At 36.2% G+C, this 12,535-nt stretch carries 13 protein-coding genes and 1 other annotated feature; of the genes, 12 read left to right on the forward strand and 1 reads right to left on the reverse strand.

The window, feature by feature from the left end; genetic code table 11:
- Position 1: 1 nt before the first annotated feature.
- From BUB45_RS12945 to BUB45_RS12990, 10 genes are all read left to right on the forward strand, one after another.
- Positions 2–1,336, forward strand: coding sequence for a replication initiation and membrane attachment family protein (locus BUB45_RS12945; RefSeq protein WP_073010302.1), 1,335 nt, complete (start codon positions 2–4; stop codon positions 1,334–1,336).
- A 23-nt stretch (positions 1,337–1,359) separates the two neighbouring features.
- Entirely contained in the window at positions 1,360–2,286 is a 927-nt protein-coding gene (gene dnaI / locus BUB45_RS12950; protein ID WP_073010141.1) for a primosomal protein DnaI, read from the forward strand.
- Between the two features lie 384 nt (positions 2,287–2,670).
- On the forward strand, positions 2,671–3,525 hold the full coding sequence (gene ytxC / locus BUB45_RS12955; protein WP_244527732.1) for a putative sporulation protein YtxC: 855 nt from the start codon (positions 2,671–2,673) through the stop codon (positions 3,523–3,525).
- A 321-nt stretch (positions 3,526–3,846) separates the two neighbouring features.
- A complete protein-coding gene (thrS, locus tag BUB45_RS12960; protein WP_073010146.1) occupies positions 3,847–5,793 on the forward strand; it encodes a threonine--tRNA ligase in 1,947 nt (648 codons plus the stop codon).
- Between the two features lie 280 nt (positions 5,794–6,073).
- Positions 6,074–6,832, forward strand: coding sequence for an aminoglycoside phosphotransferase family protein (locus tag BUB45_RS12965; RefSeq protein WP_139300160.1), 759 nt, complete (start codon positions 6,074–6,076; stop codon positions 6,830–6,832).
- Positions 6,833–6,925: 93 nt separating this feature from the next.
- Positions 6,926–7,050: a sequence feature (ribosomal protein L20 leader region), on the forward strand.
- Positions 7,051–7,182: 132 nt separating this feature from the next.
- A complete protein-coding gene (infC, locus tag BUB45_RS12970) occupies positions 7,183–7,686 on the forward strand; it encodes a translation initiation factor IF-3 (RefSeq protein WP_116278245.1) in 504 nt (167 codons plus the stop codon).
- 34 nt (positions 7,687–7,720) lie between these two features.
- Complete coding sequence (rpmI, locus tag BUB45_RS12975) at positions 7,721–7,918, forward strand: 50S ribosomal protein L35 (RefSeq protein ID WP_073010155.1); 198 nt, start codon at positions 7,721–7,723, stop codon at positions 7,916–7,918.
- Positions 7,919–7,979: 61 nt separating this feature from the next.
- Positions 7,980–8,336 carry a 50S ribosomal protein L20 gene (rplT, locus tag BUB45_RS12980; RefSeq protein ID WP_073010158.1) on the forward strand — a complete coding sequence of 119 codons (357 nt, stop codon included), beginning with the start codon at positions 7,980–7,982 and terminating at the stop codon, positions 8,334–8,336.
- Between the two features lie 431 nt (positions 8,337–8,767).
- Positions 8,768–9,049, forward strand: coding sequence for a DUF1294 domain-containing protein (locus tag BUB45_RS12985; protein ID WP_073010161.1), 282 nt, complete (start codon positions 8,768–8,770; stop codon positions 9,047–9,049).
- Between the two features lie 120 nt (positions 9,050–9,169).
- The gene (locus BUB45_RS12990) at positions 9,170–9,754 is read left to right on the forward strand and encodes a TVP38/TMEM64 family protein (protein ID WP_073010164.1); all 585 of its coding nucleotides are present in this window, start codon (positions 9,170–9,172) and stop codon (positions 9,752–9,754) included.
- A gap of 489 nt (positions 9,755–10,243) precedes the next feature.
- Here the strand turns inward: BUB45_RS12990 and BUB45_RS12995 are convergent, their stop codons facing one another.
- A complete protein-coding gene (locus BUB45_RS12995) occupies positions 10,244–10,636 on the reverse strand; it encodes a sigma-w pathway protein ysdB (protein WP_073010167.1) in 393 nt (130 codons plus the stop codon).
- A gap of 120 nt (positions 10,637–10,756) precedes the next feature.
- Here BUB45_RS12995 and BUB45_RS13000 point away from each other — a divergent pair, with 120 nt between their 5' ends.
- Positions 10,757–11,242 (forward strand): dUTP diphosphatase, encoded by a 486-nt coding sequence (locus BUB45_RS13000; protein WP_073010170.1) that lies wholly within the window; start codon positions 10,757–10,759, stop codon positions 11,240–11,242.
- Positions 11,243–11,438: 196 nt separating this feature from the next.
- A complete protein-coding gene (locus tag BUB45_RS13005) occupies positions 11,439–12,524 on the forward strand; it encodes a M42 family metallopeptidase (protein WP_073010173.1) in 1,086 nt (361 codons plus the stop codon).
- Positions 12,525–12,535 lie beyond the last annotated feature (11 nt).

Genomic DNA, 12,535 nt, shown 5'->3' on the forward strand with positions numbered 1-12,535 from the left:
AATGAACAGGATAGGCAAAATTTTACCCATTGAAGGATACTGGGTGGAATTTCAAGGAAATCTGCCAACGGATTATGCAAAATCATTAACTCATTTATACCAACCTTTAATTGGAATGGCTGCTATTATCCTGTATCAAACATTACTCCATGAACGGGAATTACAAGCTGATAAGCAAATTCCTCAGACGCATCACACTTTAATGAATTATTTAAATCTTCCTTTAGACGAGATTTACGTTGCCAGACGCAAATTAGAAGGCATTGGTTTACTTAAAACTTATGAATTGAATAGCAGTGATAATCGAGTGTTTACGTATGTGTTAAAGCCTGCTTTTTCGCCTGCGCAATTTTTAAAAGATCCAATGCTTTCTCAGCTTTTATACCATCATATTGGTAGAGAAAAATATGCCCATTTAGAGCAACATTATGCTGTAAACAAACAGCCAGTAGATGGTAATAATATAACTGCTTCCTTCCAAGATGTATTTCAAACGATTACGCCTGATTCCTTGCCAAAGGAGGAGCAGAAGCAAATACAGCAAGGTGTAAATCTAGACAATGTAGATTTTACTTCTGTTGAACATAGCTTGAAGCAACGTATGATTCCAACTAAAAAGGTGCTTACAGCTTACAATCGTAAAGTAATAACCCAGATGATGTTACTCTATGAGCTGGAAACATATGAAATAGAAAAAGCAATTTTGTGGGCTTTAACAGAAGAAAATAGATTGCATATAAATGAATTTAAAGCAGCGTGCTTTGATTTATTTCAGTCGAAAAATCAGGAAAAGTCTGTGCGTCTCGTAGAAAAAGCGACTAAAGAAGTGCATAAGGAAGAAGAACCAGTAGGAAGTACGAAAGAAGAACAGCTCATTTATCATTTGGAGCATATTTCGCCAAAACAATTGCTAGAAGATTTGTCAAGTGGCCATCATGCTTCTGAACAAGACCTAAGATTAATCGGCGACATTATGACATCACAAGGATTGCCAGCACCTGTCATGAATGTTTTAATACATTATGTACTATTGCAAACAAATATGAAGCTATCTAAAAATTATTTATCTAAGATTGCTAGTCATTGGTCTAGGGCTAATTTAAAAACTGCAAAAGAAGCAATGGCTTTTGCGAAAAAAGAAGTAACTAACTATAAAAATTCGAAAAAGTCAACTAGAAAAACGCAATCGAAAGAAGTCGTTCCCGATTGGTTTAAACAACAAAAAAAACACCAAAAACAGGAAGTTGCTGCTACGAAGGAAAACAAAGTGGATGAAGTGCAAGAGCAGAAAGAAATTGAAATGCTGTTAAAGCAGTATTCAAGCTATAACAAATAAACGCATTATCAAGGATGATGGATATGAAACCCGTACAATCGACGTTGCAAAAATGGATGAGACAAAACCGGAATTTTCAGGAGCACTATGCTAAAATTCGCCAAGAAATATTAAGTGACCCGGAAATAAAAGCGCTTATAGCTGAGCATCCAGAGTTAACTAAGAAAGAAATAGATAAAAATTTAATTAAACTACATGAGTTTAAGACACAGTCTAAACAATGTAGTCACTGTACATGTTTTAATGATTGCATGAATATGATTCAAGGGTACTCCCCCGTGTTAAACGTCGAAGGTGGAGAGATCCATTTGTCCTATGAAAAGTGTTACCGGCGAATTGATTATGAAAAGCAGCGAGAACAACAGCAATTAGTTCAAAGCTTATATATGCCTAAACAAATATTGGGAGCTAAAATTGATCATATTGATGCTGATCCAAAACGTAGTCAAGCTGTTCGAGAAATTGTGAAGTTTATAAGTGATTGTGAACAAGAAATTCCTTCTAAAGGATTGTATTTATACGGTCCTTTCGGTGTAGGGAAAACTTATTTTCTCGGAGCGCTTGCTAATAAATTAAAAGAAATGTATATCTCTTCAGCATTAATTTATATGCCTGAATTTGTAAGAGAAATGAAGGCTTCGATGAAAGATGACTCGTTGAATAAAAAATTAGCGTATTTTAAGAAGACGGATGTTCTTATGCTTGATGATATAGGAGCGGAGATGCAATCCCCGTGGTTTCGCGATGAAATTCTAGGTTCTTTATTGCAGTATCGTATGATGGAAGGGTTACCCGTATTTTTCACTTCCAATTACAGCATGGAAGAACTTGAAACACACTTAGCTTCTACTAGAAATGGTGTGGAAGAAGTGAAAGCAGGCCGTATCATTGAGCGAATGAAACAAGTTAGCCGACCAGTAGCCATCTTTGCTGAAAACAGGAGAACGTAATAACCCATTGATATTTCTAGTAAACTTGTTTCTTTCTTTTTGGGAATAATCGTGATTGATATGGATCATTCCTCTATCATGGAAACAAATCTCTAACCCGAGAGAGAACATGAAGCCAAGTGAAAATTTCACTTGGCTTTTCCAATTACACTATAAGAAAGCATGAAAATTTTTAGTATAAGAAAAACAACAGCTCCCACTATAAATGACGACAAGCCAAGTTTTTCTAATAAGAGATAGAATTTAAACACCTCTATTATAATAAAAAGCATTACAATCATTTCTATTTTTATGGATCTATACTAGTTTTTACGGATTACTCATTATTTTCATCCTTTGTCCATATAATGTAACAGTTTGGTTGGATGAGGGTGATATGTATTGGTGGAATTATTTATCGAGTCAGATAAAGAAGTCATTCGTTTCTGTGAAAAGATGCGCCAGCATAATAAACAGATTAACCTGTATTGGAAAACACATAAAGAATGGGGGAATCATTTACAATTTGATGCAAATATTCCAAATCAAGTACTTATCCCAGCGATTGCGAAATCTTTAACGAATGTATTTATTACACACCGTATGGGAAAATGGATAACGTCGGTTATAGAAGATTACTATTTTTATACAGATACAAATGAAAAGGAAAAGATCTTAGAGTTAACGAATTGGGTAATGACTGGTACGGATAAAGACAGCCTATTTGTAAGAAAAAATGAAAACCCACAACAACTACTTGAATCACTCTTCATTGCAAACATAAAAGATACATCGACCATTCACTATGACTCATTAGTGAAATTTCGACTAAAAGTATTTCAGGATAATGTTGTTCATTATGTCGGTCTTGCAATTGATGAGTATAAAAGAGAAGAAGAGCACCAAGAATTCATTAATATGCTAAGAGGTTTCGTTTTAAATCGTAAATCTTCTGTACCTCATATTTATATGGTACAAGGTGAAACATTTTCTTTTTACAATGGCAACGGTAAACCTCTTTCACGGCTAGAATTACGAATGATGATGCAAAAAGAACCATTGTATTTAGTAGGTTTGGATGATAATGAGTTTAATTTAGCTCCACTTATTGCGATGGCACCTGAGCATATTTATATTTATGGAGATGACCCGTCAGAACCGAAAACGTTAACCGTGATTAATGTATTTCAGGAAAGAGTGACTTTTGAACCACTTCGCAAGTTTCCATTCTCTCACTATTTGCAGAAAGAACAACAATAGGCTTGCTTTTTCTATAATCAAGCGCTATAATACAAATTATATTATTATTAAATTACAATCGGCGATGAAAAGGATAAGAATCATTTGCGAGGTAGGATAGAGAAGGGAATCATTGGCTGGAAGTTCCCGCTTACTAGGAATGGTTTACCACCTTCGAGCCCTGTTGCGATAGCAAAGCAACAGCGTACTATCTGCGTTATAGATGAATGAAGCCGTATTGATTTACGGGAATTAGGGTGGAACCACGACGTGACCAACGCTCGTCCCTTTGCAACTAAGCAAAGGGATGGGCGTTTTTTAATTTGACAAGGAGTGATGATAATGGCAGAAGAATTAACTTTTGTATTTCCAGACGGAGCAGAAAAAGCTTTTCCAAAAGGCGTAACTGGCGAGGAGATTGCCGGTTCCATTTCCTCTGGATTAAAAAAACAGGCATTAGCTATTAAGATAGATGGTATACCGTTTGATTTAAGACGTAAATTAGATCGTGGTGGATCCATAGAAATTATTACGAACAAAGATGATGCGGGTATAGAAATTATGCGTCATTCGACAGCTCATTTAATGGCTCAAGCGATTAAGCGGTTGTATAAAGATGTGAACTTTGGTGTCGGTCCAGTAATTGAAGAAGGTTTTTATTATGATATGGACATGGCGCATTCGATTACACCTGAAGATCTTCCGAAAATAGAAAAAGAAATGAAAAAAATAATAGACGAAGCTCTAGAAATAGAACGTTTAGAAGTATCAAGAGAAAATGCTATAGAAATGTTTCAAGACGATCCCTTGAAGCTAGAGTTAATTGATGCCATCCCAGAAGATGAACAAGTGACGATTTATAAACAAGGGGAGTTTTTTGATTTATGTGGCGGAGTTCACGTGCCTTCTACAAATAAAATTAAGGCTTTTAAGCTGTTAAGTATTTCAGGTGCTTATTGGCGTGGGGATAGTAATAACAAACAATTGCAACGTATTTATGGAACGGCGTTTGCAAAACAAAGTCAAGTGGACACGTATTTGAAATTGTTGGAAGAACGTAAAGAACGTGACCATCGGAAACTAGGTAAAGAATTAGATATTTTTACGATCTCACAAAAAGTAGGACAAGGTTTACCGCTTTGGCTGCCAAAAGGGGCAACAATCCGTAGAACTATAGAACGCTACATTGTTGACCTAGAGGAACGTCTTGGCTATGATCATGTCTATACACCTGTATTGGGAAGTGTCGAGTTATATAAAACGAGCGGGCATTGGGATCACTATCATGAAGACATGTTTCCAGAGATGACGATGGACAACGAAGAATTAGTACTAAGACCAATGAATTGTCCACATCATATGATGGTATACAAAAATCAGCTGTACAGCTACCGGAATCTACCTGTGCGTATTGCTGAGCTTGGAACGATGCATCGTTATGAGATGTCTGGTGCATTAGCTGGATTACAGCGTGTGAGAGCCATGACTTTAAATGATGCGCATATTTTCGCTCGTCCAGATCAATTGAAAGATGAATTTATTCGTGTTGTTGAGCTTGTGCAAAGAGTATATGAGGATTTCGGTATTAACGATTATTATTTCCGTTTATCCTATCGTGATCCAGAAGATAAAGAAAAATATGTAGATAACGATGCGATGTGGGAAAAAGCACAAGCGATGCTTAAAGAAACGATGGAAGAACTTCAAGTAGAATATGTAGAAGCTGAAGGTGAAGCGGCGTTCTATGGTCCAAAGCTGGATGTCCAAGTGAAAACAGCGTTAGGAAAAGACGAAACATTATCTACCGTTCAACTTGATTTTCATCTTCCGGAACGATTTGATTTAACATATATTGGTGAAGATGGTCAACATCACCGCCCGGTAGTTATTCATCGCGGTGTCGTTTCTACAATGGAACGTTTCGTTGCATTCCTCATTGAAGAATATAAAGGTGCGTTCCCTGTATGGCTTGCTCCTGTTCAGGTGAAGGTGATTCCAGTATCTCCAAAGGCGCATTTGGATTATGCAAAACAGGTTGCTGATAAATTAAGGTTAGAAGGAGTAAGGGTTGCAGTAGATGAGCGTGATGAAAAGATTGGTTATAAAATTCGAGAGGCCCAAACGCAAAAGATACCATTTGCGCTTGTTCTAGGTGATCATGAAGTGAACGAACATGCTGTAAATATTCGCCGTTACGGAGAAAAAGAAACAGAGACGGTTTTGCTTGATGCGTTTATCGCTAGGATTAAGCAAGAAATTGACAATAAAGTTTTGCACAAAGCTAAATAATAGTAGCTAATTTCGCTTATCGCTAGTATTTTATGGAGAAAACTCTCGTTCATTGCCTCATAATATTAACCTTTATATGGTATGCATTCCATACCATAAAACAGACTAAAACAGCCTTTCCTTGCTCAAGGGAGGCTGTTTTTGATTTCTTTATACTATAAAAACGTGGCTTGTTGCCAATCCTGACGAAAGCCTTTATTTTTCTTATACTTTCCTATAGTGCAAAAAAGGATTTATGTGGCAAATAGAGAAATATATAATAAAAAAGGGAGGGAGCTTATTGACGTTTGGAAGCCCAATCGCAAGAGGAAATACCGCTGATATTTATATATGCAACGATATCATTGTGAAGCTATTCCATGAAAAATCCGCTCCTAATGAGGCGTTACGAGAAGCAAGAAAACAAGCTTTTGTTTATTCATGTGGTATCAATGTCCCGAAAGTTTGGGTTGTAAGAAAAATTGATAATCGGCAAGCGATTATAATGGAATATATCCAAGGAAAAACGTTAGGGCAAATGTATCAAGAGGAAATCTGTTCCTTAGATGACATTCTTACCTTATCTGTAGCTGTGCAGCAACAATTACATTATAAAAAGACAGTTCATTCGAGCGCTATGGAGCGGATGAAACAAAAGCTAGAGCGTCAAATTGCTGCTGTTAATCAGTTGGAAAGATCGGAAAAAGTACACCTTATGCAGTTGTTGGACATGTTACCTGAGGACGCTAGCTTATGCCATGGAGATTACCATTTTTTTAACCTAATTGCATCTAATAATCGTGTGACAATTATTGATTGGGTAGATGCTAGTATCGGTAATATTGGCGCCGATGTATATCGTACGTATTTGTTGTACTCTCAATTCTCGTTAGAAATAGCGGAAAAATATCTTTTTAATTACTGCAAGACGAGTGATTTAAAGCGAAAAGAGATATTTCAGTGGGCTCCAATCATCGCAGCTGCAAGACTATCAGAAGGTGTAACTACAGAAAACGAACAGCGACTTATGGAAATAATTCATGATGGTAAGAAAGGGTAACGAGAACCAATACGGTTTGGTGCTTTTTATAAAAACTCTTTGACATGTTACGATACATATGCTATTATAATGTAGTTGATAATTAAATGATCTGAAGACAAGAAGAAGCACCCGCTTCTCACCTGCTCGACGCCTGGTGGCAGTTGACTGGTTCTACCGATTCATATAGACGATTGGAGAAGTGTGGGTGCCCGTGTTGCCCACGCTTTTTTAGACGTTGGAATAAATATATCGTTTATAAGCTAGCGTCTAAAATTTAGCTTTTGCTAAGTTAGTTGTTTGAAACGAATGTAACTTGTCAAAAAGATCGCAGTGAAAATATTTGGAGGTGGATGATAATTAGCAAGGAAATGAATGTTAATGAGAAAATTCGTGCTCGTGAAGTGCGTTTAATTGATGCCAATGGCGATCAGTTAGGTGTTAAACCTCGTCAAGAAGCTCTAGAAATTGCTCGAAAACGCAATCTTGATTTAGTGCTTGTTGCTCCCAACGCAAAACCGCCTGTATGTCGAATTATGGATTACGGGAAATATCGTTTTGAACAGCAGAAAAAAGAGAAAGAAGCACGTAAAAAACAAAAAGTTATTAACGTAAAAGAGGTTCGATTTACCCCTGGAATTGGGGACCACGATTTTGAAACGAAGCTAAAAAATGCTCGTAAATTCTTAGAAAAAGGCGACAAAGTAAAAGCCGCTGTTCGTTTCCGCGGACGTGCTATTACGCATAAAGAATTAGGACGAGAAGTACTTGATCGATTTGCTGAGGAAGTAAAAGATATTGCGACTGTTGAGACAAAGCCTAAAATGGAAGGTCGTAATATGTTTATGATGCTTGCTCCAGTAAATGAGAAGTAGATTTAGATCGTTAGTTATAAGGAGGAAAAATACTATGCCAAAAATGAAGACCCATAAAGGTTCTCAGAAACGTTTTCAAAAAACAGGTACTGGAAAATTAAAACGTGGCCATGCATACACTAGCCACATGTTTGCAAATAAATCGCAAAAGCAAAAGCGTAAACTTCGTAAAACAACCACAGTATCAGCTGGTGATTACAGAAGAATTAAAACAATGCTTCCTTATAAATAAGCAAGCATATTGAAATAGAACGGTAAAATATATTTTTTATTTGTACTAGGAGGGAATTATTATGCCACGTGTTAAAGGTGGAACAGTAACGCGTCAACGTCGTAAACGCGTCCTTAAATTAGCTAAAGGTTATTATGGTTCAAAAAGAACGTTATTTAAAACAGCAAAGCAACAAGTAATGAAATCGGGTCAGTATGCTTATCGTGATCGTAAACAGAAAAAACGTGATTTCCGTAAACTTTGGATTTCTCGTATTAATGCAGCAGCACGTTTAAATGACATGTCCTATAATAAATTAATGCATGGTTTAAAAGTAGCTGGAATCGATATTAATCGTAAAATGCTATCCGACTTAGCAATTAACGATGAAAAAGCTTTTACGCAATTAGTTACGAAAGCAAAAGAAGCATTGAAATAAAAGAAAGTAAGGACCAAATATTTGCGATTGCAAAGTTATTTGGTCCTTTTTATTTATTGTATAGGAAAATAAAAAATCTAGCAGCTGTGGATAAACTTACTAAGTTATTTAGCCACGTCCGGCTCCAGCGCCCAGCAACTAGGCGACTTCACTCCATCGCCCTACGATAAGTCATCATCGGTTCGTGTTAAAAAGGAAGGCCGACTAAAAACGGGCTTACCGCCCACCGTCGGCATACCCCTGTTTTAGTGGCATGATTCCTAAAACTTTCGTTGATTCGTTCCACTCGCTACGCTGCTGAACGGGCGCTTGCGCCTTTGTGCTAATGTACGCAAAGCTAGAGAATTCGCAGGAAAGACTTGGCGATAAGCCAAGTCTTTCTAATCGCAGAGAAAACTTAAGTAGAAATAGAAGCGGGGAGGAATGATCAGGTGAATCAGTGGAATACTATCTTATTTTATTTGCTAGGTGTTAATAGTATAGCTTTTGTATTGATGGGAATGGATAAGCGCAAAGCAGAACAGAAACAATATCGAATTCCAGAAAGGACGCTATGGATGTTGGCGATTTTAGGAGGCGCATTGGGAATTTGGTTAGGAATGAAATTATATCGCCACAAAACGAGACATAGGCGTTTTATTTTTGGTATCCCTGTATTATTTTTTGGTCATTGCTTATTTTTGATATACTACATGTTTAATGGCTTGGTGTAACATACTATTTCTGGAACCTGTGTTTATTATTTTCTTGTCATAAAGGCTCGTCTCCTGTCATATACATGTACTAGTAGGTACTTTTGTGTCTGTAATAGTTCAACAAGAAGGAGGCTCAAGATGGAATTAATGGGGAATTATTTACTCGCTTTCATTGAAGGAGGAGGCTTATTTGCCCCTATATTATTTATCAGTTTTCATTTATTAAGGCCTTTGCTTTTTTTACCGGTTATATTTATTTGTATATCAGGTGGTATATTATTTGGAGCTATTGCAGGGACAGTATATTCCCTTATAGGTATTACATTATCAAGTATTATATTTTACTTTTTTGTATATAAGATGCCGAAGTCTATGCAACGATTTCAAAAGGTAAAAGGAAAGATAATTGGTAAGCAAACAGCTTTAACAACATCGCAAATAGCGTTGCTTCGATTGATACCATTTATCCATTTCCACTTACTTTCGTTATGTTTGTTAGAGATATCATCGGGCTTAAAAGATTATACAAAATCATCTTTTTTGACTAACATTCCGATAGCATTTATTTATACATCTATTGGTCAATGGATTTCAAATTTGACGCCACTCTACATTGGTTTAAGCTTACTGATACTTTTGCCATTTGTTTATTTGTTGCGTAGAAAAGAAATTTATATCAAATGGCAAGATTTTTTTCATGTTCAAACAAGGGAAGGTACATAGGAGAGAGGATAGCAAACGAGATGCAGAAAATGAAATGAGAGCGGAGAGGTACATATATACGAACAAAAGCATTTATTCATATCTGTGATTATTGTTCATTCAATTAAAAAAAAAGGCTAAATCGCAATGCTTAAGGGTGATAAAACAAGTTTTTACACAATGACTTAAAATCTTCTGTGAATAGAGCTGTTATCTCCCGCTTCTTATTTTTCAATGTTTTTAATAGTACCTTACATCTATCTTGATTAAGCTTGCACTCTCATCGATGAATCGAACGCGTTCTATAGCACTGCAAATAACTTAGAGCTTCTCTTAAATACGTTGCTCCACATTAAATTACACATGCTATAGCAGATGAAAAATATAATCGGCTCTTCACTATAAAAGGGATGTTCAAAAAGTGCGTGCAAAAGTAACACTTCAATCATTCATCTCTTGTTGAGAGGCCAAAATTTTCAACTAATCGTAGCGCCATCTCTCTATCATAATTTAATTCAAAGAGCTTAATAACAATTGATTAATCGGATGTTTCCATTCAATTTTTGCATGGGGATAACGGATAAGGATCTCTTCCTCAAGAAAATATAAGTCGTCCCTTCGTAAACCACTAAGCTCAAGAGGATCTTTGGCTGTAATATGTATATTAACTACTTCAAAAGAATCTTCTGTAGTTCCAACATATTTCTCACCTTCAAACAAGCATCCTTTATAAACAAATTGAAGATTTTTTTTACTATTTCCAGGTTCGTCTAAAAAATAATATGTTCCTTCTGCTTTAGCTATTTGCAATTTTCGTTGGGGATTACGATAATATTGAATCCAAGTATATATAAGCAATGCCAAAGCCAGCACAATTAGTACGCGAAATAAAATGACTATCATACTATCGTCTCCCTGATCATTATTCCTTTGTAGTACGGAATGACATATATAAAGGTTTCACTATTTTTTATTTTTATATGTTACAATCGTAGAAAAAGATGAAGTGAGGAAGGTCTTATTATGAATTGGGAAAAATTATATCGATTACAGAACGAGCTAGATACATTTATTGAAACGAACCAAAATATAAAGAAACAAGATGTATTCGAAAAGAAGTATTTGGCATTACTTGTGGAGTTGGGAGAATTAGCCAATGAGACAAGGTGCTTTAAATTTTGGAGTAATAAGCCGAGAAGTGAAAGAGAGACAATATTAGAAGAATATGTGGATGGCGTTCACTTTTTACTCTCATTAGGAATTACAAAGGGTCATTATTTTAGCGGGAACGTTTCTAGAAATAACGTGGAGGATGAAACAACGTTATTTCTAAACGTGTACACAGCCTGTCAGCAATTTTTTCAACATCCAACGTCGGTTAATTATAGTCATTTATGGGAAACATACTTGCATCTAGGTCAAGCTTTAGGATTTTCGGAAGTAGATGTTCATAGAGCTTATCTAGAAAAGAATGAAGTGAATTTCGTACGTCAAGACGAAGGGTATTAGAAGAGAAGAATGTAAAGAATAGCTTATTGTCAAATTGTTAGGGCAAAAAAGTTGTTTCGCTTATGCTAACCAAAAGTTTTATACAATTCTATATGGAAACAACAGTTTTTTTAAAATCACGCGCATGCTTTAAAAATATTAAAATTTGATTAAAAGAGGTATAATAGATAAGAGTTTATTGAAGAGGTGAATACATATGACGAAGATGGATGAAACATTAACTATGTTTAAAGATTTGACAGATGCAAAAGGGATACCAGGCAATGAAAAAGAAGCCCGTGACGTCATGAACAATTACATTACTCCATATGCAGATGAAGTCATGTATGATAATTTAGGTAGTCTAATCGCTAAAAAAATCGGCGACGAGAATGGCCCTAAAATAATGGTTGCTGGGCATTTGGATGAAATTGGTTTTATGGTTACAAGAATTGATGATAAAGGTTTTCTTTACTTTCAAACGGCTGGTGGTTGGTGGAGCCAAGTAATGCTTGCCCAGCGTGTTACGATTATGGGAAGTCATGGAGATGTAACAGGTGTTATTGGATCGAAACCGCCTCATATTCTTTCTGCTGAAGCAAGGAAAAAGCCAGTAGAAATTAAAGATATGTTCATTGATATAGGTGCTTCTAGCAAAGAAGAAGCGGAAGAATTTGGTGTAAAACCTGGAGATTCCGTCGTTCCATATTTTGAGTTTACACCTTTAAAAAATGAAAAGCTACTGTTGGCTAAGGCTTGGGACAACCGTATTGGCTGTGCAATTGCTATTGAGGTTTTAAAACAACTAAAAGGACAAAAGCATCCTAACATCGTTTATGGTGTTGGAACTGTACAAGAAGAAGTTGGACTTCGTGGTGCTAAAACTGCTGCCAACACGATAAAACCAGATATTGGTTTTGGTGTTGATGTAGGTATAGCTGGTGACATGCCAGGAGTTTCAGATCATGAAGCAGATAGCAAAATTGGTAAAGGGCCACAAATCGTGTTATACGATGCCTCTATGATATCTCATAAAGGAGTACGTGACCTTGTTGTTAAAACCGCTGAAGAAAATGACATTCCGTATCAATTTGCGACGATGGCTGGCGGGGGTACCGATTCTGGTTCTATTCATTTAACAGCAAACGGTGTGCCGTCTTTATCTATTACAATTGCAACACGCTATATCCATACGCATGCTGGTATTTTACATCGAGATGATTTTGAACATGCGGTAAAATTAATTGTGGAGACGATTAAAAAGCTGGATCGTGATACTGTAAATGAACTAATTCTTGCTTAAAAAAGATTTAC

The organism is Virgibacillus chiguensis (assembly GCF_900129865.1).
GTDB lineage: Bacteria > Bacillota > Bacilli > Bacillales > Amphibacillaceae > Virgibacillus > Virgibacillus chiguensis.